This window comes from Myxococcus sp. MISCRS1 (assembly GCF_026626605.1).
Lineage (GTDB): Bacteria > Myxococcota > Myxococcia > Myxococcales > Myxococcaceae > Myxococcus > Myxococcus fulvus.
Map to the genome: position 1 here is coordinate 3,799,302 of NZ_JAPNKB010000001.1, position 22,575 is coordinate 3,821,876.

Annotated in this window: 18 protein-coding genes; 9 read left to right on the top strand and 9 right to left on the bottom strand. The window is 68.2% G+C overall.

All coding sequences use genetic code 11. The annotated features are described in order from the left end of the window. Positions 1-9: 9 nt before the first annotated feature. The 4 genes from OWM54_RS14680 to OWM54_RS14695 form a co-directional block, all read right to left on the bottom strand. Positions 10-1,620 carry an efflux RND transporter periplasmic adaptor subunit gene (locus OWM54_RS14680; RefSeq protein ID WP_141642824.1) on the bottom strand — a complete coding sequence of 537 codons (1,611 nt, stop codon included), beginning with the start codon at positions 1,618-1,620 and terminating at the stop codon, positions 10-12. After that, complete coding sequence (locus OWM54_RS14685; RefSeq protein WP_267697907.1) at positions 1,617-2,789, bottom strand: TolC family protein; 1,173 nt, start codon at positions 2,787-2,789, stop codon at positions 1,617-1,619. The genes OWM54_RS14680 and OWM54_RS14685 overlap by 4 nt, the downstream gene beginning before the upstream one ends. Before the next feature lie 126 nt (positions 2,790-2,915). Next, a complete protein-coding gene (locus tag OWM54_RS14690) occupies positions 2,916-3,899 on the bottom strand; it encodes a M56 family metallopeptidase (RefSeq protein ID WP_267697908.1) in 984 nt (327 codons plus the stop codon). Beyond that, complete coding sequence (locus OWM54_RS14695) at positions 3,899-4,291, bottom strand: BlaI/MecI/CopY family transcriptional regulator (protein WP_267697909.1); 393 nt, start codon at positions 4,289-4,291, stop codon at positions 3,899-3,901. The genes OWM54_RS14690 and OWM54_RS14695 overlap by 1 nt, the downstream gene beginning before the upstream one ends. A 104-nt stretch (positions 4,292-4,395) precedes the next feature. Between OWM54_RS14695 and OWM54_RS14700 the strand changes: the two genes are divergently transcribed. Then, on the top strand, positions 4,396-5,445 hold the full coding sequence (locus OWM54_RS14700) for a DMT family transporter (protein WP_267701129.1): 1,050 nt from the start codon (positions 4,396-4,398) through the stop codon (positions 5,443-5,445). Positions 5,446-5,582: 137 nt separating this feature from the next. On the opposite strand, the gene arsN2 is transcribed toward OWM54_RS14700, so the two are convergent. Genes arsN2 through OWM54_RS14725 form a run of 5 tightly spaced genes read right to left on the bottom strand, consistent with a single transcriptional unit; the run spans position 5,583 to position 8,821 of the window. After that, positions 5,583-6,050: an arsenic resistance N-acetyltransferase ArsN2 gene (gene arsN2 / locus OWM54_RS14705; RefSeq protein ID WP_267697910.1), complete on the bottom strand. Its 468-nt coding sequence runs from the start codon at positions 6,048-6,050 to the stop codon at positions 5,583-5,585. After that, complete coding sequence (locus tag OWM54_RS14710) at positions 6,047-6,448, bottom strand: arsenate reductase ArsC (protein WP_141642829.1); 402 nt, start codon at positions 6,446-6,448, stop codon at positions 6,047-6,049. The genes arsN2 and OWM54_RS14710 overlap by 4 nt, the downstream gene beginning before the upstream one ends. A gap of 24 nt (positions 6,449-6,472) precedes the next feature. Further along, on the bottom strand, positions 6,473-6,961 hold the full coding sequence (locus OWM54_RS14715; protein WP_141642830.1) for an arsenate reductase ArsC: 489 nt from the start codon (positions 6,959-6,961) through the stop codon (positions 6,473-6,475). Positions 6,962-7,008: 47 nt separating this feature from the next. Then, positions 7,009-8,142 (bottom strand): ACR3 family arsenite efflux transporter, encoded by a 1,134-nt coding sequence (arsB, locus tag OWM54_RS14720; RefSeq protein WP_141642831.1) that lies wholly within the window; start codon positions 8,140-8,142, stop codon positions 7,009-7,011. 16 nt (positions 8,143-8,158) lie between these two features. Next, positions 8,159-8,821, bottom strand: coding sequence for a metalloregulator ArsR/SmtB family transcription factor (locus OWM54_RS14725; protein ID WP_267697911.1), 663 nt, complete (start codon positions 8,819-8,821; stop codon positions 8,159-8,161). A 647-nt stretch (positions 8,822-9,468) separates the two neighbouring features. On the opposite strand from OWM54_RS14725, the gene OWM54_RS14730 reads away from it, so the two are divergent. The 8 genes from OWM54_RS14730 (at position 9,469) to OWM54_RS14765 (ending at position 22,571) form a co-directional block, all read left to right on the top strand. Further along, positions 9,469-10,695 (top strand): TolC family protein, encoded by a 1,227-nt coding sequence (locus OWM54_RS14730; RefSeq protein WP_181790609.1) that lies wholly within the window; start codon positions 9,469-9,471, stop codon positions 10,693-10,695. Then, positions 10,692-12,227 (top strand): efflux RND transporter periplasmic adaptor subunit, encoded by a 1,536-nt coding sequence (locus tag OWM54_RS14735; protein ID WP_141642834.1) that lies wholly within the window; start codon positions 10,692-10,694, stop codon positions 12,225-12,227. Before OWM54_RS14730 ends, OWM54_RS14735 begins: the two co-directional genes overlap by 4 nt. Beyond that, complete coding sequence (locus OWM54_RS14740) at positions 12,224-15,802, top strand: efflux RND transporter permease subunit (RefSeq protein ID WP_141642835.1); 3,579 nt, start codon at positions 12,224-12,226, stop codon at positions 15,800-15,802. Before OWM54_RS14735 ends, OWM54_RS14740 begins: the two co-directional genes overlap by 4 nt. Positions 15,803-16,133: 331 nt before the next feature. Continuing rightward, entirely contained in the window at positions 16,134-16,532 is a 399-nt protein-coding gene (locus OWM54_RS14745; RefSeq protein ID WP_267697912.1) for a TlpA family protein disulfide reductase, read from the top strand. 494 nt (positions 16,533-17,026) lie between these two features. Then, complete coding sequence (locus OWM54_RS14750; protein ID WP_267697913.1) at positions 17,027-17,305, top strand: hypothetical protein; 279 nt, start codon at positions 17,027-17,029, stop codon at positions 17,303-17,305. Positions 17,306-17,308: 3 nt separating this feature from the next. After that, positions 17,309-18,874 carry an efflux RND transporter periplasmic adaptor subunit gene (locus tag OWM54_RS14755; protein ID WP_267701130.1) on the top strand — a complete coding sequence of 522 codons (1,566 nt, stop codon included), beginning with the start codon at positions 17,309-17,311 and terminating at the stop codon, positions 18,872-18,874. Positions 18,875-18,878: 4 nt separating this feature from the next. Beyond that, a complete protein-coding gene (locus OWM54_RS14760) occupies positions 18,879-22,016 on the top strand; it encodes an efflux RND transporter permease subunit (protein WP_267697914.1) in 3,138 nt (1,045 codons plus the stop codon). Between the two features lie 12 nt (positions 22,017-22,028). Next, positions 22,029-22,571: an RNA polymerase sigma factor gene (locus OWM54_RS14765; protein WP_267697915.1), complete on the top strand. Its 543-nt coding sequence runs from the start codon at positions 22,029-22,031 to the stop codon at positions 22,569-22,571. Positions 22,572-22,575: the final 4 nt, after the last annotated feature.

A 22,575-nucleotide genomic window follows, 5' to 3' on the forward strand; every position in this document is an offset into this window, starting at 1 on the left:
GTCGTGCCTTTAGTGCTGGTGGCCATGCTCCGGGATGGCCCCGGTGGCGGTAGACAGCTTGAGCTCGTAGGCGCCACGCGAGACGACGCGCTCGCCCTCTTTGACTCCGTCCAGCGCCTGCACCCAACCGCCGGAGCGCACTCCAGGGCGGATGACGCGCTTGAAGAAGGACTCACCACCCTCCATGACGAAGACAGTGGGACGCCCGTTGTCGTCCACCACCGCTGCCTCCGGCACGGCCAGCGCGCGCACCGTCTCGCCCGTGAAGAGCGTCACCTTGGCGAACATGCCCGGCTTGAGGGCGCCATCCGGGTTGGGCAGCTCGAAGAGCACGGGCACTGTGCGCGTGGCCGAGTCCACGACGCTACCCACTGCCACGCGGCGGCCCGACTTCTCATCCACGGTGAACTCGCGCGTGAAGCCCGCCACCGTGAAGGCCGCGCCGGGCGAGCGCTCCACCTTCGGCGCGTCCGCCTCGTACACCTTCGCCTCCAGCCACAGTCGCGAGGGGTTGATGACGGACACGAGCCGCGTCCCCGCGACCACCACCGCGCCCGGCATCACCTCCGCGAAGGACACCACTCCGTCCAACGGAGAGCGCAACTCGAAGGCAGCTCCGCCCACCCCACCGCCCGACCCGCTCTGCGTGCTGCGGTACAGGGTGAGCTGGCGCTCTGTCGCGGACACCCGCGCAATCGCCATCTCCCGAGCCACCCGGGCCGCATCGAGCTGCTTCTCGGGGATTGCCTTCGCCGAGAACATCTCCTCGGCCCGAGCCACCTCGCGCTCCGCCAACCCCTGCTCGGCCCGGGCCCGCGCGGCCTCCATCTCCACGGTAGCCAGGTCCATCGCTCCTGCCACCGTGGTGGGGACCACCCGCACCAGCACCTCGCCCTTCTTCACCACCTGCCCCAGGTGCGGCACCGGCCCGCCCACGGGGATGCGCCCGGCTACGGGCGCGGACAGCTCCGCGGCCTGGCCCGCCACCGGCTTCAACTCGCCGTTTGCGCGCACGCCTCCCTGGAGGACGCGCACCTCAGCGGGCGCCGTGGCGTATTGCGTCTTCCACTGCTGCTCTTTGAGGAATGGAACCGAAGACTCACCAACCGCTTCGGGAGGAGCGGCAGACACGGCTGCAGCCACGGTGGGGTACACCGTCACCTTGCCTGCCTCCACCGTCCCGGCGACTTGCTCTCCCTCCAGCCGTAGGGTGAGCGTGGCTTGGCCTGATTTCGTGGGACGCACCTCTGGCTTGAAGATGCCGTCACGCAACAGCTTCTCGGCAACGAAGCGCTCCTCGGTGCCATCGGCGTAGCGGAGGGCGGCCGTCACCTTCCCCTTCGTCACCACCTTGAAGCCGTCAGGGGCGCGTGCGTCTGTGAAGTGAGCCACCAGCGGGGAAGGCTGCCCCACCACCAGCGCCGGGTACTCCATAAACAGCTCCAGGCCGTCCTGATAGGCAGTCACGGAGAGGTCCGGGCGCTCCGCCTCTGCGGCACCATGCGCGCCACCCTCGTCGTGGCCATGGGCGGCCTCCCCCTCGTGGTCATGACCGTGCTCCTTGCAGGACACCGCGAGGACAGACGCGAGGACCAGGGAGAGAAGATGCAGGCGACTCATGGCTGGACACTCCGAAGTTCGGCGCCGTCCCAGGCACCCGAGAGAAGGAAGAGGTCTGCTTCGCCCTCAGCGACGCCGAGGGACAGGTCCACTGCCGTCAGCTGCGCCTCGCGGGCAGTCCGCTCGGCATCCACCAGGACAAGGAGGTCCGCGCTTCCACCCCGGTAGGCCACCTGGGCGATGCGGCGCAGTTCCTCCGCGCGGGTGAGCACGCCCTGGCGCTGCCTCACGCGCCGCTCCCGCCGGCCCGCCACCTCCTCCAACACCGTGGTGAGGCGGGAATGCGCGGTGTGCAGCAGCGCGGCGCGGCGGGCCTCGGAGAGCCGCTGTCGTGCTTCTGCTTGGGCCTCCTGCCCCTGTCTCCGCTCGAAGAAGGGCAGCGGGATGGCGAGCCCCACCACGTACCCTCCTCCTGCCCCGGGCAGGCCCACGTCGAGGAGTTGAATGCCAGCGTTCACCGTAGGATCCGGAATCCACCCACGCGATGCCGCCTGGCGGGCCAACTTCGCGCCTTGCGCCTCCAGCTCCAGCGCACGCGCATCTGCACGGCGGGCCTCCAATTCAGCCTGCAGTTGGCCCGCAGCAGGAAGCGAGCGTTCCTGAGCCAGGGGTCCCTCGAGCGGAGGCAGCACACTCACCCCGGGCCCCAACAAGCGCAGCACCTCGGCCCGCGCCCGACGCTCTTCGAGAACAGCGCCACTCAACCCGTCCTCCACGGCGGCAGTCTCCGTGTCGATGCGCAGTCGGTCATAGCCCGCGGCGTCGCCCGCGCGCTCTCTCGTGGCGATGGCTTCCGCCAGGCGCCGCAACGCGGACAAGGACTCCTCGAAGATGGCCCGTCGCTCCTGTGCGGCCAGGGCCGTGGCGAAGGCACGGGCTGCCTCGTGGCGCAGCTCTCCCCGAGCCCGCGCAAGGTTTGCCCCCGCGGCTTGGGCACTGCGCCCAGCGGCCTCGGCCTCCAGTGCCAGACGGCCGGAGAGCACCAGGGGAATGGAAACACCCACGATGTCCTGGCTCGCCCCGTCCGCCACGCCAGAGGTGGCCTTCTCACGCTGCCACTCCAGTGTCGGATTGGGCCAACGTCCGGCCCCTACAGCCGCAGCCCGTCCTACCGCTGCCTCCGCTTCGGCGACACGCGCCTCCAGGCTGGCGGCGATCACCTGCTCCACGTACCGCGACTCAGTGAGTGGCGACTGGGCCGCTGCACCACCAGCCATCAGCACCAACAAGATACTACTTGCGATAGTAGGCGAGGACGAAGAACAGCGACGCGCGCGCATGAGCATGGCCATCGTTCAGGAGAGGATGTGAAGGGCGGTCTCCACCGCATGGTGGAGGAAGGCCGCATGGAGCAACGCGAGGGTCAGCACCCCAGCCGCAGCGCCCATCGCGAACAGGAGCGCGCGCGAGGGGAGCGCGGGCGGTGCTTCCTCATCCAAGAGGCGTCTCACCCGCTGCTCGAGCGCCAGTTTGCCGAAAGCAGGCACGCCAGCCACATCGCGCGCCCTCCGCTGAAGAGCCGCCATCTTCACCAGCGCCCCCGCCACCACCGTACCGTCCCCGACAACGCGCACCGCTTCCGCGTCGCAGGCCTCCTCGGCCGCCGTCTGGTAGACAGAGAAGAAGACGCGCGCCAAGGGCGGGGGCACGAAGAGGCCTGAGACAGCGAGCAGCAATGCCGCCAGCGGGTCTCTACGTCGCAGGTGGGCCTCTTCATGGGCCAGCGCTCCGCGCAGTTCCTGCGGGGCCAGGGCACCTTCCAAGCTGGCGGACAGGAAGATGCGCCGGTGGAGCACCCCAGCGGCATGGCAAAGCCGCGGTGCGCCCGGAACGGCCACCACTGGGAACACACCTGGGCGAGCGGAGCCCATCGACTCCAGCGCGGCCAGCCGGGCCCGCGTATGCCGCACGCGCCACAGAAGCCCACCCGCGCGGAAGACGAACACGGCGAGCGCCACCGCCCCCACCACCGCGAGCACCGGCCTCAACCCCGACGAGTGCAGAATGCACAGATGGAGATGGTGCCCATGACTACCACAATGGTCATGGCTCCAGCCCAGCATTGCGGACAGGGATGGCGCGGCAGCGGCGGACACCACCGCCAGCGCCACGACCGCAGGCAGGGTGCCCACGACAAAGGCCGCATCAGCACGGAGCGCCGGGCGCACCTGTGACACAGGCCACGGCAACAGGGTGGCGACTCCTACCAGGAGCGAGGTCAGCACGCCGGTGGCAGCGGCCACGGCCGCGCACTCCAGGAGGAACGCCAGGGCCGCCATCACTTGTGCCCTCTTCGCCGCTCGGCGATGAGCTGAGAGAGTCTGTCGAGCAGCGATTCGTCCACCTCGGCCGCGGCGTCCACGAACGCGGCCAGCGCCGCCTCGCCATGCGACTGGAGAATGTCGGCCGCGAGCCCGTCCGCCAGCGCCTTCTCAAACTCAGGCTGGGAGAGTGCCGAATTGTAGCGCCAGGCCAGGCCGTCCTTCTCGCGCACCAGCAGGCCCTTGCGGTGCAGTCGGTCCATCGTCGTCATGATGGTCGTGTATGCCCGCTCCTCGCGGCCAGTCATCCGGTCGCAAACCTCTCGGGCTGTAACGGGCGCCTGCGTCCAGACGACCTTCATCACGGCCGCTTCCAACGTGCCCAGCGGCTCCCAGGTGCGCTTCTTCACGAAGACGGTTCTATCCTCAGCCATCTACTATCGTCAATAGTACCTACCAACAGTCCAGGCGCAGGCATGATTCGAGAGGAGGAAGCGTGACGGTGTCTCCACGTGTGAAGGGCGCGGTACTCGGACTGTCCGCGGCAGCCCTCTTCGGGGTCAGCGCGCCCGTGGCGAAGCTGCTGCTGCCCTCCAGCACTCCTCTGGTGTTGGCCTCACTCCTCTACTTGGGAGGCGGGCTGGGGATGGCCTGTCTGGAAGCGCTGCGCCGACTGCGCCCGGTTGGAGTCCCCAACCGCGAGGCACGCCTGGGGCGCAAGGACGTTGCCCCACTGCTGGGGGTCATTCTCTGCGGCGGAGTGCTTGGCCCGGTGCTGATGCTGATGGGCCTGCAGCGGCTCTCCGGAGTGGCGGCCTCACTGCTCCTCAACTTGGAGGGCCCCTTCACCATCCTCCTGGCGCTGCTCGTGTTCGGCGAACACCTGGGCCGGGCTGGCGCCCTCGCCGCTGGTTTCATCATGGCGGGCGCCGCGGTGCTGGGCTTCCAACAGGGCGAGTTGCACGGGGACGTGCTCGGCGTGCTGGCCCTGGCCGGCGCATGCCTGGCGTGGGCCGTGGACAACAACCTCACGCAGCGACTCTCCCTCAAGGACCCGCTCGCACTCGTGCGCATCAAAGCGCTCGGCTCCGGCACGTGCACCCTCGTACTGGCCTGGCTCACCGGGCAGCCCTTCCCCTCCTTGCACATCTTGAGCGCAGCCCTGGTGCTCGGCTTCGCCAGCTACGGGCTTTCCATCGTCCTGGATGCCTATGCCCTCCGCCTGCTGGGCGCGGCCCGCGAAGCCGCCTACTTCGCTACGGCTCCGTTCGTGGGAGCCCTCGTAGCGGTGCCCCTGCTTGGCGAGCGGATGCGGCCACTGGACCTGCTGGCGGGCGTACTGATGGGCGCGGGCGTCTTCCTTCTGCTGCGCGAGCGGCACGGCCATGTGCACACGCACGCTGCGCTGGAGCACGAGCACCTGCATATCCACGACACGCACCACCAGCACTCGCATCCCCCTGGCGTTGATGTGACCGAACCACACAACCATCCCCACCGGCATGTGCCGCTCACGCACGACCATCCGCACGTGTCGGACCAGCACCACCGCCACAAGCACTGACTGCCTCGGCTCGTTGTGCCCACCCGAAATTCGCCCGCTGCATCATCGGTGCGTCAAAGCCACGCCAAGCAGTGCGTCAAGGCGAGCGAGCGATGCGCGCGCAGGGCATCGTCAGCTCGGTGCGTCCGCCGAGCCGACTACTTCCCTGATACAAAGGGCGAAGGCTGGCGCCTCATGACGCGGCACATCACGACCGCGCTCGCAGGGCATGCTCCACGGAGTTCCTCGGAGGCATGCAACTCTGGGGGGAGGGCAGCGCGGTCGATGCGGACAAAGCCGAAGCGCGGGAAGTAGTCCGCAGCAGTGGTGGTGAGGAGGAACAAGGCCTCGAGCCCATCTGCGCCGGCTCGCTCAACGAGCCGTTGGACCAACTCTGCCCCCACGCCCTTCCCCTTCTGGTTCTCGTTCACGACAACGGAGCGAAGGAGGGCGCTCGTCCCGTACAGCTCCAACCCTGCTGCAGCCACGAGCGCGCCTTCGCGCTCTGCCACGAGGAAGTAAGGCAGGTGGTCGGCCACTCCTTGTCGAGGCAGGTCTGCGGCAGCGAGGAGTGCTTCAACTGCGCCGAGGTCGGCGGGGCGGGCGGGCCGAAGGGTGAGCATCATCGCGCCCACCCTTCGCTGGCCAGGAGTTCAACCACCCGGGCGCGCACATCGTCGCGAATCTCGCGCACGCGCTCCACCGACTTGCCCTTCGGGTCTTCCAGAGGCCAGTCGCCGCGCTTCAGCCCCGGCACGTATGGGCAGGCATCGCCGCAGCCCATGGTGATGAGCCACTGAGCGCCCTGGGCCAGCTCATCCGTGAGGCGCTGAGGCTTGGCGCCCGACAGGTCGATGGCCACCTCCGCCATTGCGGCCTTCACTTCGGGGTGAACACGCTCTCCCGGCTGGGTACCAGCAGACACGGCGCGCGCCTTGGCTGGGTCCGACAGAGCGTTGAAGAAGGCCGCCGCCATCTGCGAGCGGCCGGCGTTGTGTACGCAAGCGAAGATGACCGTCTTCATCGTGATGACTCCTATGAAAGGCGGCTACTGCTCACCGATGCCGCGGGTGAGCGCCGTCAGGCGTAGCCGGTCCAGCTTCTCGATGGGTAGCGCGAGGAACAACTCCAGCCTGCGGGAGATCTCCATGGACACCTTGAGGAAGGCAGACTCCTTCTCCGCCTCGCTGCCTTCTACTGCCGCCGGGTCCGCACTTCCCCAGTGAGCGATGACGGGCTGATACGGCCACACCGGGCAGGACTCGCGCGCCTTGTCGCAAAGGGTGATGACGAAGTCGAAGCGCACGTCCCGGAACTCCTCCCAGGATTTGCTGCGCGCGTCGGCAGCGGGAATGCGGAAGCGCTCTCGAAGCAGCCGGAGGGCGAGGGGATGGACCTCACCTTTCGGCGCCGCACCCGCGCTGTGCACCTCGAAGCGCTCACCCCCCAAGCGCTTGAGCAGGAACTCAGCCAGGATGCTGCGGGCAGAGTTTCCCGTGCAGAGGAAGAGCACTTTAAAGGGCGTTGGAGGAGTCACGGGGCCTCGAGAAGGAGCACCTAGGGGACGACGTCGGCAGCCGGGTCCTACGGGTGCGCTCCGCCAGGCCCGGACGCAGGCGTCTTCCCCTCGAAGCGACGAGGCAGCACGGCTTCACCGGCTCCGGGGAAGAGCCGACGCCTGAGCCAGAGCGACAGGTAGACCAAGGCGATGAGAGCGGGAACCTCGATGAGCGGCCCCACTACGCCCGCCAGCGCCTCTCCTGAGGCCATACCGAACACGCCCACCGCCACTGCGATGGCCAACTCGAAGTTGTTGCCCGCGGCCGTGAACGACAACGACGCTGTCTCCTCATAGGAGAAGCCCAGCTTCCTGGAGAGGAAGAAGGCACTGGTGAACATGATCGCGAAGTAGACAACGAGCGGGAGGGAGATGCGCACCACGTCCAGCGGGAGGCGGGTAATCTTCTCCCCCTGCATCGCGAACATGAGGACGATGGTGTACAGCAGACCAATGAGCGCGGTAGGCCCCAAGCGCGGCAGGAAGCGCTGCTCGTACCATGCCTCTCCCTTGAGCCGAGTGAGGCCGATGCGCGTCAGCGCGCCAGCCACCAGGGGCACGCCCAGGAAGATGAGCACGCTCTTGGCGATGCTCCACATGGACACATCGAACGCCGCCACATCCGCGCCGAGCCAGCCCGGGATGACGGTCAGGAAGAGCCAGCCAAGCACCGAGTAGAAGAGAATCTGGAAGACCGAGTTGAGCGCCACCAGCACGGCGGCCACCTCATTGCTCCCGCACGCGAGCATGTTCCAGATGAGGACCATGGCGATGCAGCGGGCCAGGCCGATGAGCACCAGACCGTTGCGGTAGTGCGGAAGGTCCGGAAGGAAGAGCCAGGCCAGGGCGAACATCAACACCGGCCCCACAACCCAGTTGAGCACCAGGGACGTGGTGAAGAGCTTGCCCCGCGCGCGCAACCGGCCCAGCTCGCCGTAGCGCACCTTCGCGAGCACCGGGTACATCATCCACAAGAGGCCGATGGCGATGGGCAAGGACACGGTGTCCAGCCTCACCGTGTCCAGCCTCGCGCCCAGGTCCGGGAAAGCCCTGCCCAGGCCGATGCCCAGGCCCATGGCGGCGAAGATCCACACCGGCAGGAACCGGTCGATGACGGAGAGCTTCTTGACGATGCTGTCTGGAGCAGTGGTTGCGGTCATGAGAAGGCTCTTGGGTCTACTTGCAGGCGTTGGGGCCGCGGGACTTGAGGAGGCGCGCGACGTCTTCCCGGAGGACATCCCTCTTGGTGAAGGCGGACACGAGCGCCTTGAGCTGGGCCTTGCACACCTCGTCCAGTTGCGGAGCCAGTCGGTAGTACACCCAGCTCCCGTCCCTGCGGGCCTCGACGATGCCAGCGTTCTTCAGCACTCCGAGTTGGCGGGAGGTGTTGGACTGGGTCAGGTCCAGGGCTGACTCGAAGTGGCAGACGCACAGCTCCCCGTGGCTGAGGAGTGCGACGATGCGTAGCCGAGTCTCATCCCCCAACGCCTTGAAGAGGCGGGAGGCGGAGCGAACATCTAGAGAGGCGGCGGCAGGTGCCATGAAGACATTACGATATTCGAATATCATGTGGCCCGCCACAACATCGGCCTCTGCAAGCTTCCTGTGACACCACCAGACGCTGTGACCACGGAGGAGGCAGCGACAGAGCGCACGGCTGGTGGGCATGGCCACGACGGGCATTAGGAGCCTTGGTTCGTCACCTCCGTCGTGAAGACCGGCGACTACGTTCCGAAGCGGCGACGCCATTTGGCGTCCCCAAGTGCCGTCGTACCGTGAACAGGTGTGGCCCGGGGGATCCGCGCCAAGAAGTACCAGCTCCTTCTTGTAGACATTCACTTCCAATCTGCCCTTCCAGTGTTGAAGCACCCGTGGGCGGTCGGTACAGTCCCATCGACAATGCGGGCCCGCGCCATCAGCACGCTGCTGTTGCTCGTCGTGACGAGTTGGGCAGCCACACCCGCGCGGGCAACTGTCGAGTGCCGGGCTGTGTCCACCCAGGCCCGCGTGGGGTGCCCACCTCCCTGCCCCCACTGCAAGAAGGCCGAAGGCCCGAAAGGTCCTGGGCTGAGCAAGGAATGCTGCGTCGTCCGTGCTGCGCCCGCCTCGCAGCCGGCTGAACCCTCTGCCCGCAAGGCCCATGTTCCCTCAGCCGCGGTGGTGGCGCTGCCGGACTTCTTCCAGCCCGTGGCGACGCATGTGAGTCCGGAGGCACCGCGCCGAGGGGCACTCGTTCCGCTGCCTCTTCAGATCAATCGACCACTCCTGAGGTGAGCGTCTCCAGAGCACCGGGTCTTCCGTGTGCTGCACCCAGGAGCGCGTTGCCCAGAAGCGCGCGCATCCAGGCCCCGGCACTACTCGCGGCGCGCTGACTACTGTCTCGTGGGACGGCCCTGCAAGGGCTGCGCTCACAGAGCATGAGGTGCGCCTCCCTCACATCCTTCCAGGCGGTGCCCCTCGAACGGGCTCCCGCTAGGCGAAATGTCATGACCTTGTCTGCCGCGGTCGGCGGGCTCGCGCTGCTGGTGTCCACGCAGGGCCCCTCCGGAGAAGTGCTGGACTTGCCCAGCGCCGTGAAAACGGCGCTGCAACACAACCCTGAAGTCGCCCAGGCCCGCGCGGCCCGCGACGCGGAGCGGGCCGGAGCCGCAGGTGCTCGGGCATGGCCGGAACCGAGCCTCTCGTACCAAGCGTGGCAGCAGCCACTGGCCACCCCCTTCGACCCGACCGCCACCAACATGCACATGCTGGGCATCCGCCAGACGCTGCCCTTCCCCGGCCAGCTCGGACGCGCCGGAAGAGCTGCCGAGGCCGGAGCCGCGGCCCGGGGGGCCGACTTCCTCGCGGCACGCCTTCGGCTGGAGGCGCAGGTAGCGCACGCCCTCAACGGCTACTGGCTCATCCAGCATGAGTTGGAGGCCCACGCGCGCCACCTGGAGCTAGGACAACAGACCGTTGCCGCCGTGCGCGCGCGCTACGTCTCGGGGCAGGCCCGGCAGGCGGACCTTCTTCGCGCCGAGACGGAACTGCACCGACAGCACGCGAGCATCGCAGGGCTCCGCGAGAACCTCCGGGGCACCATGGCCCTGCTCAACGCACTCCTTGGCCGTCCCCCAGACTCAGCATTGCCCGCCGCCAGCGAGCCCGAAGCCGAGCTGCCCTCGGGAGCCTTGGAGCGCCCGGAAGTCGCCGCAGCGAGACTTCGCACGGTAGAGGCACAAGAGAGCGCGGCGCTCGCGGACAAGGCCCGACGCCTCCCGGAAGTCATGGTGGGCTTCGACTACATGCTGATGCCCGGCATGCCGGACGCGTACTCGGTCATGCTCCAAGTACCCATGCCCTGGCTGTCCGGCAGGCGCACTGCCGACGCAGAGCGAGCGCGGCGCCAGGTGGAGGAGCTGCACTTCGCGAAGGCGTCGGCCGAGAACGCGGCGCGCTACGAAGTGGCCGAGGCCCAGGCGGGTGTAGCGGCTGCGAGAGCCCAGCTCGTGGTGACGGAGGAGAAGCTCGTGCCAGGTGCGGAGCGGGCACTGGAGGCGACCCGGGCCAGCTACGTCGCGGGGCAGGCGGACCTCTTGGCCCTCCTCGACGCCGAAAGCGCGCTCCTCGACGCCAGACTCTCCCAAGTAAGACAGCGCGCGGCGCAGGGTGACGCCATAGCGGACCTGCGCCGGGCGTTGGGACTGTCCCTCATCTCGGAGAAGCAGCCATGAGCGAGCACCCTCACCACGCCCCCCTTCCGGAAGGGGAGGAGTCACCGCCCCCAGGGACGCGCGCCATGTCCATCGTGCGCTGGGTCATCCTCGGCCTCATGGCCCTCGCGGCACTCTACACCGTGGCGCTGGCAGCCTTCGGAGCCGTGCGGCCCGTGTCGTCACCCAAGGAGGGAGGCGCTGCCGACTCCAGTCACGCGGAGCCCGCGCAGGCAACCACCCGCTACACCTGCCCGATGCACCCGCAGGTGGTGTCCGACAATCCTGGCCAGTGCCCCGTCTGCAACATGAATCTCGTTCCCGGGAAGCCCGGCGCCGCGAGCACCACGGGGCAGGAGGGCCAATCCGACGCGGGAGACGCCGGCGATGCAAGACGTGCCGTTCCCGGGCTCGTCCCTGTCGATGTCGACCCAACCCGCACACAAACCATCGGCGTGCGCGTCGAAGCAGTGCGCCGAGAGACGCTCTCCGGCGGGCTCTCTCTCTTCGGTCGCGTGACGGCGGACGAGTCGAAACTCGCGCACGTCTCCGTGCGTGTCTCTGGGTACGTCGAGAAGCTCTTCGTTGCCGAGCAGGGCGCGCGCGTGAGCCGGGGTCAACCGCTGGCGGCCATCTACAGCGACGAGTTGCTTGTCCTCCAGAGTGAGTTGCTCCAGGCCCGCCGCTGGGGTGGAGACACCGCAGCGCCCGTGCGCGAGCGCCTGCGGCTGCTCGGCATCTCTCCTGCTGACGTCGCGGCCATTGAAACGTCCGGTGAAGTCCAGCGCGCGCTCACCCTCCACAGCCCAGTCAGCGGGTATGTCATCGCCCTGAACGTGGCCCAGGGTGACAGGGTAGAGCCTGCTCGCGAGCTGTTCGCGGTGGCCGACCTCTCCCGGGTATGGGTGATGGCGGAGGCGTACGAGCGCGACGTCGCCCACATCCGCCAGGGCCTCTCCGTCCAGCTTCGTCTGGACGCCTACCCTGGCGAAGTGTTCCGCGGGCGCATCGACTACGTCTACCCCACGCTCAACCCTCAGACTCGCACGCTGCCCGTCCGCGTCGTCTTCGCCAACCCGGACGGCCGGCTCAAGCCCGGCCTCTTCGGGACGGTGGAAGTGGCGCTCCCCTCCACCGAGGCGCTCACCCTGCCGGCGGAGGCCGTCATTGACACCGGCGAGCACCGCTACGTCTTCGTGGAGGTGAAGTCTGGCCGCTTCGAGCCCCGCGCCGTCGAAGTGGGCGCTCGCACGGGCGACCGGGTGCAGGTAGTGGCCGGCCTCGCCGATGGTGAGCGCGTCGCCACGAGCGGCAACTTCTTCATCGACTCGGAGAGCCGCCTGCGCGCCTCCGTGGCCGCAAGCCCTTCTCCCGCGGCCAGCAAGGCGCCGCCCCCGCCTGGCGCGGCCCCTGACTGTAACGTGGACTTCGACGCGAAGGGCGCCCCGGACAAGTACGCCCAGTGCAAGGCGTGCGAGCGCGTCCACCGTGGCATGGGGACGATGGAAGCCGACTGCAAGAATGCCATCCCGAAGCCCTGGAGGCAGCCATGAATCGCCTCCTCGGGGCACTCATCGAGTGGTGCGCCCGCCACCGCTACACCGTCATCGCCGCCTCCCTGGTGGCGGCGGCCGTGGGGTACCTCTCCCTGAGGGCCGTGCCGGTAGATGCCATCCCGGACCTGTCGGACCCGCAGGTGGTGGTCTTCACCGAGTGGATGGGCCGCAGCCCCACGCTGGTGGAAGACCAGGTGACGTACCCCATCACCTCCGGACTGCTCGCGGCCCCAAAGGTGACGGACGTGCGCGGGGTGTCCATGTTCGGGATGAGCTTCGTTTACGTCCTCTTCGAAGAGGGCACGGACGTCTACTGGGCACGCAGCCGCGTCCTCGAGTACCTCCAGACGCTTCAGCGGCGACTCCCCCCAGGCGTCAGTCCCACTCTGGGCCCTGACGCCACCGGCGTGGGCTGGGTGTACCAATACGTGCTGGTGGACACGAGCGGCCGGCACGACGTCGCCGACCTGCGCACCTTCCAGGACTTCTCCTTGCGCTATGCGCTGGAGAGCGTCCCGGGGGTTGCCGAGGTCGCGAGCGTGGGCGGCTTCGAGAAGCAGTACCAGGTGACGGTGGACCCTCGCCGCCTCCAGGCGCTGGAGCTCAGCCTCGGCGACGTGGCGCAGGCCATCCGGCGCTCCAACGCGGAAGTGGGCGGACGGGTGCTGGAGATGAGCGGGCGCGAGTACTACATCCGCGGGCGTGGCTACCTTCAGGACCTGGGGGCACTGGGAAAGGTCGTAGTGAAGGCGAGCAGCATTGGCGCCCCAGTGCGTCTCTCCGACATTGCCACGCTCTCCTTCGGCGGGAACATCCGGCGCGGCGCAGCGGACCTGGACGGGGAGGGCGAAGTAGTGGGCGGCACAGTCGTGGCCCGCTACGGTGAGAATGCCCGCGCGCTCATCACCCGCATCGAGCAGAAGCTCCAGGAGGTGAAGCCCTCACTCCCGGAGGGAGTGGAGGTGCGGCCCGTCTATGACCGCTCGGTACTCATCGACCACGCGGTTGGCACGCTCCACCGCACGCTCTTCGAGGAGGCCTTGGTGGTTTCGCTCATCATCTTCGCCTTCCTCCTGCACGTGCGCAGCGCGCTGGTAGCCATCCTCACGCTGCCCGTGGCGATACTGCTCGCCTTCGTGCCCATGCACGCGCTGGGGCTCTCCACCAACATCATGTCGCTCGGCGGCATCGCCATCGCCATTGGCGCGATGGTGGACGCGGCCATCGTGCTGGTGGAGAACGCGCACAAGCACCTGGAGGTGCTGCCGGAAGACGCGGGCGAGGCGGAGCGGTTGAAGGCCATCACCGCCGCGTGTCGCGAGGTGGGCCCTCCCATCTTCTTCTCGTTGCTCATCATCACTGCGGCCTTCGTGCCCATCTTCGCGCTCAACGGGCAGGCGGGACGGCTCTTCCACCCGCTCGCGTACACCAAGACGTTCAGTATGGGCTTCGCCGCGCTCCTATCCGTGACGCTCGCCCCCGCGCTGATGGCGCTCCTCATCCGAGGGCGTATCGTCCCAGAGCACCGCCACCCGGTGAGTCGTGGACTCATCGCTCTCTACAAGCCGTTCGTCTACGTGGCGCTCCGCAAGCCGAAGACAACGCTCGCCATCGGAGTCCTCGCGGTCATCTCCGCGCTGCCGCTCATTCCTCGCCTGGGCAGCGAGTTCATGCCCGCGCTCGACGAGGGCGACCTGCTCTTCATGCCGGTGACGATGCCCAACATCTCCATCGAGGAGGCACGGCGCGCGCTCCAGGTGCAGGACCGACTCCTGCGCGGCTTCCCCGAGGTCCTCTCCGTCTTCGGCAAGGTGGGCCGGGCCGAGACGGCCACCGACCCCGCCCCCCTCTCCATGGTTGAGACTGTGGTACGCCTGAAGCCCCACGCCGACTGGCGAAAGGTGAAGGTGGCGCGCTTCTACAGCCACTGGCCGGGCTGGCTGAAGGCGCCCGTTCGCCCGCTATTCCCCGAGGAGCGGCAAAAGACGACCGAGGAGTTGATTGCCGAGATGAACGCGGCCCTGCAACTGCCCGGGTGGACCAACGCCTTCACCATGCCCATCAAGAACCGGCTCGACATGCTCACCACGGGCATCCGGACGCCGGTGGGCGTGAAAGTCTTCGGCACGGACCTCGCGGAGATTGAGCGCGCGGGAGAGGAACTGGAGCGGGTGCTCGCCTCCGTGCCCGGCACGCGCAGCGCCTTCTACGAGCGCTCTCAGGGCGGGCTGTACGTGGACATCATTCCGGACCGCGACGCACTCGCCCGCTACGGAATGACTGTGGGCGACCTCAACGACGTCATTGAAGGGGCCATCGGCGGTGAGCCCGTGACGATGACGGTGGAAGGCCGCAGCCGCTTCAGCGTCAGCGTCCGCTACCCCCGCGACGTGCGCAGCGACGTGGAGAGACTGCGCCAGGTCCTCGTCCCTGTCCGCGACACCTCCGGGGACATGGGTACTTCCGGCATGGGGAAGACGGGCCTCGACATCCGCCGCCTGCTCTCGGGCCCATATGCGCTGGCGCAGGCGGACATGGGTGGAATGGGCCGAGCCACAGGTGCATCCCCTGGGATGGGAGGCGGCCTGGAGTTGCGACTGCCGGAGCGCCCCAAGGCGATGGCCTCTGACACCGGCCTGGGGATGCGCCTGATGCCTCCGGGCGGCGCCATGGTGCCTCCGGGCGAAGGCATGGCACCCGCCTCCCCAGCGTCGGTCGGTGCGGCCCCAGCGGCGCGCACATTCATTCCTCTCTCGGCGCTGGCGGAGGTGAAAGTAGTGCAGGGGCCCCCAATGCTGCGCGACGAAGCGGGGTTGCTCGTGGGCTACGTCTACGTGGACGTGGACACTGGCGCGCGTGACGTGGGCGGGTACGTGCACAGCGCCAAGGCGGCCGTCGAGTCCGCGGTGCAGGACGGGCGACTGCGCCTGCCCCGGGGCGGCTATCTGAAGTGGACCGGGCAGTACGAAATGCTGGAGAAGATGATGGCCCGGATGCAGTGGGTGGTGCCCCTGACACTGCTGCTCGTGGTGCTCTTGCTCGTGGCCAACTTCAAGCACCTCACCGAGGCGCTCATCGTCCTCTTGTCCGTGCCGTTCGCGCTCGTGGGCAGCGTGTGGCTGATGTGGCTGCTCGACTACCGACTCTCCACGGCGAGCTACGTGGGCCTCATCGCCATGGTGGGCCTCGCGGCCGAGACGGGCATCGTGATGATTGTCTACCTGGATGCGGCCTTCGAGCGGCGCCTGCGCGCGGGCAAGGTGCGCGACCTCAACGACATCATCTGGGCGCACATGGAGGGCACCGTCCAGCGTGTCCGCCCCAAGCTGATGACGGTGTCCACGATGCTCTTCGGCCTGGTGCCCCTCCTCTGGAGCCATGGCACGGGTGCGGACGTGATGAAGCGCATCGCGGCGCCAATGGTGGGTGGCCTGCTGTCGTCGGCGTTCCTGACGCTCGAAATCATCCCCGTCGTCTACACCTACTGGCGCCTCTGGCAGCTCCGCCATGGCCGACTGCAGCTCATCAGTCTGGGAGGTGCGCCAGACGCTACGAGCGACCAGCGGCCCTGAGGGTCCGCGAGGGATGTACGCCGTGCCAGCTCGGGCCTATGCGGTCGGTGTGTGACTTCGGCCCCCAGGATCGCCTCGCGGTGAATACCTGCGGACATTCGGCCAGGGGGCTTGGCATCTCACGTTCGCGCCACCCACGACCCGCTCGCCCTGTCGCTGATAGGTGAGACGTATGCCTTGTGGCGCCCTTGCGCCGCACCGTGAGATACCGTCTGGCGTGAGGCGCATCCATCGCACGTGGCGCACGCTGACGCTCTGCCTACTGGCGGTGAGCTGGGCCTGCCGGAGCGAGCCTCCGCCCGGCTACATCCGCCTTGATGGACTTGCACCGATGCTCGCAGACGCACCGGGCTCACACGCACTGCTGGTAGTCTTCTGGGCTTCCTGGTGCCCTCCATGCAGGGAGGAGACGCCCCAACTCCTCTCCCTGGCCGAGTCGCCTCCCGAGGGACTTCGGGTCGTCGTCTTCAGCCACGATGCGGACCTCAAGGCAGTGGAATCATTTTTCGAAGGCCCTCCCCCGCCGGAACTCCGCCTGCGCCTGGATGTGGGCGAGAAGGTCGCCCGCGAGTACGGGGTGGAGCAGCTCCCGACGAGCATCCTCGTCGTCGAAGGGCAGTTGGTCGCCCGCTTCCCTGGCCCACGGGACTGGGACTCCAGAGCCATGCGACGCCTCCTGGAAAGGTTGACCCGCGAGCGTGCCATCCGGGCGACCGGCTCGGCGGATTGACACTTGCCCTGGGCCTTTGTAAGCCACCTACTGGATGCAGCTCCTCTTGCGACTCATGGTCGTGCTCCTCGTCCTGACGACGGGCGGCGTCTTCCAGACGCTGGCCTTCGCTTCGGACACGCACGCCGACTGCATGGAGGATGAAGGCGATGACTGCACGGACTGCGCCCCCAGCTGCGTCCTGTGCCCATGCTGCCCGCTGAGAGCAGCCCCCGCTCCGGTTCCCGTCATGGGGGACCTCGCGGCCGCGCCCACACCGCCGCTGGTGCCCAGCCGCGTGGACGAGCCGGTCCTCTCCGGGACCGCTACCGACATCTTCCAACCGCCTAGAGCCTGACGCCTCCCTTCACGGGAGACGTGTGCCGTGCGCGAGCCCTACCGGGTCCGTGCGTGCGCATGCGCGTCCTCTTCGCCTGAAGCCCTGTCCATCCTCTCCGCGCACTCTCGCGCGGGCATTCACCGCCGTGGGCGACTGCCCCGGCTGGAGTTTCCTCATGCGTTCGTTGCGCACCATGTCCATCGTCGTCTCGCTTCTCACCCTTCCCGTCCTCCCCGCGCTGGCCGAGGAGCCCAAGCCCACCGAGAAGTCCCAGACCGCTGAGGCTGAGAGGCCCAAGTGTGAGCACGGCGTCCAAAAGTCCCTGTGCACTCGCTGCAACCCGAAGCTCGCGGCCGTCTTCAAGGCCAAGGGCGACTGGTGCGCGGAGCACGAGCGACCTGAGTCCCAGTGCTCTATCTGCAACCCAGCGCTCTCCAAGAAGGGCGTGAAGTAGATGATGCCAGCCTCCCGCGTCGGTCCGGTGATGCTGTTGGCCCTGCTCGCGCTGGGCGCAGCCAACTGCTCGAAGGAGTCGAAGCCCGCCGTGGCTGAGAAGTCCTCCGCGCCTCCGGCCGCCGCGGGAGGCGCTTCCGGACCCTTGCAGTCCCTACATCTGTGCGAACACAAGGTGCCGGCGGAGCTGTGCACCCGGTGCAACCCGGACCTCATCGACGTCTTCAAGGCGCAAGACGACTGGTGCGAGGAGCACGGAGTGCCAGAGTCCCAGTGCCTCCAGTGCAACCCGAACCTCACCTTCACCACACAGCCCACCGCGCCAAAGGACTGGTGCAAGGAGCACTCCGTCCCCGAGTCGAAGTGCACCAAGTGCAACCCGGCGCTGGTCGCGAAGTTCATCGAGGCGGGCGACTACTGCCGGGAGCACGGCTTTCCGGAATCCGTCTGTCCGTACTGTCACCCTGAGCTGGTGAAGGCGGCGGGCGCGGAGCCGCCCACCTTCCCCGAGCCAGGAACGCGCGTTCGGCTCGCCTCCGCCGAAACCGCTCGAGAGGCCGGCATCCAGACACGTCGCGTGGAGAAGCGGCCCTTTGCCCGCACTCTGGACGTTGTTGGCCAGCTCGCCTTCAACAACAACCGGCTGGCTCAGATGTCGGCCCGAAGCGAGGCACTGGTTCTGGAAGTCCGTGTGGACGTCGGCGACGAGGTGAAGGCCGGGCAACCCCTCGTGGTGATGACCTCCGGCGCCGTAGGCACAGACCAGGGGCGCCTCTCATCGGCCCAGGCACGGCTTGGAGTCGCGCGCGCCGCGCTCACACGCGAGCAGTCGCTCGTCGAGCGGGGCATCAGCGCACGCAAGGACCTGGAGCAAGCCCAGGCGGAGGTGGCCGAGGCCGAGGCCGAGCGCGACGCGGCCCGCGCATCCCTGACCGCCGCAGGGGCCTCCGTCCGCAGCCAGCAGGGGACCTACGTGATGACGGCGCCTTTCTCCGGCACCGTGGTGGCACGTGACGCCGTCCCCGGCAGGCAGGTGGGTGCGGGGCAGACGCTCCTCCAAATCGCTGACCTGGACACCATGTGGGCCCTCCTAGAGGTGCCCGAAGCAGACGCGGGAATGGTGCGCGCGGGCCAGCGCGTCACGCTCTCATTCGAGAGCATGCCCGGCGAGACGCGTGAGGCAACCCTCACCCGCGTGGGCGCCTCCGTGGACCCGGCCACCCGCACCGTGCGCGCCCGCGTGGAGCTGCCCAACCCGGACGGCGCCCTCAAGGCGGGGCTCTTCCTCCGCGCCAGGGTGCAGGTGACCGCCGAGCAGGAGTCCGTGCTGGTCCCCCGCGAGGCCATCCAACGCGCCGAGGGCCGCGCGCTCGTCTTCGTGAAGAAGGGCGCGGGCCTCTATGAGCCCGTCGTGGTGGAGCTGGGTGCCGGCACCCGTGAAGAAGTCGCCGTGGTGAAGGGACTCTCCGCTGGTGCGGAAGTCGTTACCACTGGCGCCTTCCTCCTCAAGACGGAAATCCTCAAGGAGTCCATCGGTGCGGGCTGCTGCGAGACAGAGGGAGGCGAATAGTCCCATGCTGACCCGAGTCATCGACTGGTCCCTAGCACACCGCTGGGCCGTCCTCCTTGGCACCCTGGCCCTCGTCATTTCGGGCCTGCTGGCCTTCCGGGCACTGCCCATCGACGCCATCCCTGACACCACGCCCACGCAGGTGCAGGTGAACACCATGGCCCCGGCCCTCACCCCTATCGAGGTGGAGCGGCAGCTCACCATCCCCATCGAGCAGGCGCTGGCGGGCCTGCCCCACGTCAGCGAGCTGCGTTCCATCTCCAAGTTCGGCCTGTCCCAGGTGACGCTCCAATTCAGCGACGGCACGGACCTGTGGTTCGCGAGGCAACAGGTTGCCGAGCGGCTCGGCCGGGTCGCCGTCCCCGCGGGCATCGAGCGCCCGACGATGGGGCCGGTGGCCACAGGCCTGGGCGAGGTCTTCCACTACCTCGTCAAGAGCCGGACGAAGAGCCTCGAGGAGCTGCGCACGCTGCATGACTGGGTCATCGCTCCACAGTTGCGAAGCGTGTCCGGCGTGGCAGAGGTGAATGCCTGGGGCGGCCAGGAGAAGCAGTGGCACGTCGTCGTGGAGCCGCGCCGCTTACAGCAATTCAATCTCTCGCTGCAGGACGTCTACCGCGCGCTGGAGGAGAACAACGCGAACGTGGGGGGCGGCATGGTGGAGCGCGGGGGCGCGGCGAGCCTCGTCCTCGGCGTGGGTGTCCTGGAGGACGGCAAGGCCGTCGAGGACGTCGTCGTCGCGGCGCACAACGGCGTGCCCGTGCGCATCCGGGATGTGGCCCGCGTGGAGGTGGGCCATGAAATCCGCCGGGGCGCCACCACGGCCGACGGTGAAGGCGAAGCCGTCCTGGGCCTGGGCTTCATGCTGGTGGGGGAGAACTCCCACACAGTGACGAAGGCGTTGGCGCAACGGCTCGACGAGGTGAAGCGCACCCTGCCCCAAGACGTCTCCGTGGAGCCCGTCTACGAGCGCACCGAGTTGGTGGACCACGTGCTGCGCACGGTGCGAACCAACCTCCTGGAGGGCGCGCTCCTCGTCATCGCCGTCCTCTTCCTCTTTCTGGGCAACTGGCGCGCGGGGCTCATCGTCGCGGCGGCCATTCCCCTGTCCCTACTGTTCGCCTTCAACGCGATGCTGCGCTTCGGCATCGCCGGCACCCTCATGTCGTTGGGGGCCATCGACTTCGGGCTCGTCGTCGACTCCTCCGTCATCCTCGTGGAGAACGCGGAGCGGCGGCTCGCCGAGGCCAGGGGGAGTCGGTCCATCCTCGAGGTGGTGCGCGACGCCGCCGTCGAGGTGCGCGGGCCCACCCTCTTCGGTGAGCTCATCATCATGGTGGTGTACCTGCCCATCCTCGCGTTGGAGGGCGTGGAGGGAAAGCTGTTCCGCCCCATGGCGCTCACCGTCATCTTCGCCCTGCTCGGCAGCGCGCTGCTCTCCATGACGTTGATGCCGGTGCTGGCATCCTTCGCCTTGAAGCGTGGCGGAGGGCACCACCGCGAGCCGCGCCTCGTCACCTTCCTCAAGCGCTGCTACCAGCCGGTCCTCGACTGGGCCCTCACCCACACTCGGGCCGTCCTCGCCGGCGCGGGGCTCCTCGTCGTGGGTGCACTCATCGCCGCCACGCAGCTCGGCAGCGAGTTTGTTCCGCGCCTCTCCGAAGGCACGCTCGTCATCAACACCGTGCGCCTGGCCGAGGTGTCCCTCACCGAGTCCGTCCGCTATGGCACCGAGATTGAGAAGGTGCTGCTCGCCCGGTTTCCTGACGAGGTTCAGCGCGTGTGGACGCGCACCGGCACGGCGGAGGTGGCCACGGACCCCATGGGCATCGAGCTGTCCGACGTCTTCATCACCCTCAAACCGCGCGAGGCCTGGAGGCGAGCTTCCACTCAGGACGAACTCGTGGCGGAGATGAAGGCGGAGCTGGCGGACCTGCCCGGGATGCGCATGGCATTCCTCCAGCCCATCGAGATGCGCGTCAACGAGATGATTGCAGGCGTGCGCAGCGACGTGGGCATCAAGCTCTTCGGGGACGACCTGGACGTGCTGAAGGCCAAGGCCCGTGAGATTGAGGGCGTGGTCAAGGCCATCCCAGGCGCCGCCGACGTCACCGTGGAGCAGCTGACGGGCCAGCCCGTGCTCGAGGTGACAGTGGACCGAGAGGCCGTGGCCCGTCATGGCATTTCCACCCGTGCGGTGCTCGACATCGTCGAGGCGGTGGGCACCCGGAGCGTGGGCGAGGTGCGCGAGGGCGAGCGGCGCTTCGACCTGGCCGTGCGTCTGTCCGCGGAGTACCGGGATGACCCGGCGAAGCTGGCCACCATACCGGTGACGGGGCCAGGGGGTGCACGCGTGCCGCTGGGGCGGCTTGCCCGCATCCGCGAGGTGTCCGGGCCCACTACGCTCCAGCGCGAGTGGGGCAAGCGCCGCATCGTCGTGCAGGCCAACGTGCGCGACCGAGACCTCGGCGGCTTTGTCGAGGCGGTGCGCCACGCGCTTGACGAGAAGCTGGAGCTGCCCGCGGGCTACTACCTCCGCTTCGGCGGACAATTCGAGCACCTGGAGCGTGCCCAGGCGCGCCTGCTCATCGTGGTGCCGCTAGCCCTGGCCCTCATTTTCCTCCTGCTCTACCTCACCTACCGGCGCGTCCTCGACTCCGTGCGCATCTTCGCGGGCGTGCCCTTCGCACTGGTGGGCGGAGTGCTCGCGCTCCTGCTGCGGGGACTGCCCTTCTCCATCTCCGCCGCGGTGGGCTTCATCGCCCTCTCCGGGGTGTCGGTGCTGGGAGACATGGTGCTCGTCTCACGCGTGCGCTCCCTCCTCGATGCAGGCCACGCATTGAGCGAAGCCATCCGCGAAGCGGCCCTCTCACGCCTGCGGCCCGTGCTGATGACGGCCGCCGTAGCCGCCATCGGATTTCTGCCCATGGCTCTCAACACAGGCGTGGGAGCGGAAGTCCAGCGACCACTCGCCACCGTGGTTATCGGCGGCATCCTCTCCTCCACACTGCTCACCCTGGTCGTGCTTCCGGTCCTCTATTCCGTGTTCGGGGGTGGGCGGCAAGCACCCCTCCTGAGCCCCTCTGAGCGGGCCGGCGTTACGCAGGCACCCGAAGGGGAGTCAACCCGTGCGGCGAGTTGAAAGGTCCAGCCCATGAGCCCAGAGCCCCTCACGCTCCTGCTCCAGAATCGGCGGCGATTCCTTGCCTTTCTAACGCCACGCATCGGTAGCGTCGAGGGGGCCGAAGAGGTCCTCCAGGCCGCGCTCCTCACGGGCTTTGAGTGTGGGAGCCCCCTGCGCCAGGAAGACAGCGCGGTGCCATGGTTCTACCGGCTTCTGCGCAACGCCCTCATTGACCGCTACCGGCGACAGGAGCGCAAAGAGCGCGCGCTTCGCGAATGGGGCAGTGCCAGGTTGCTCTCCACTGAGGAGGCGACCGAGTTGGAGAGAACCGTCTGCGCCTGCATCTCTGCCCTCACCACCACTTTGAAGCCAGAGTACGCGGAGGCCCTGCGCAGGGTGGATCTAGAAGGTCAGAGCCTCGCGGCGCTCGCCGAAGCGGCTGGCATCACCACCACGAACGCCAAGGTCCGCCTGCACCGGGCCCGGCAGGCACTGGGCAGGAGGCTGGTGCAGTCCTGCGGCCCCTCCTGCTGCGAGCGAGGCTGCGTGGACTGTCCATGTGAGCCAGCCTGAGATG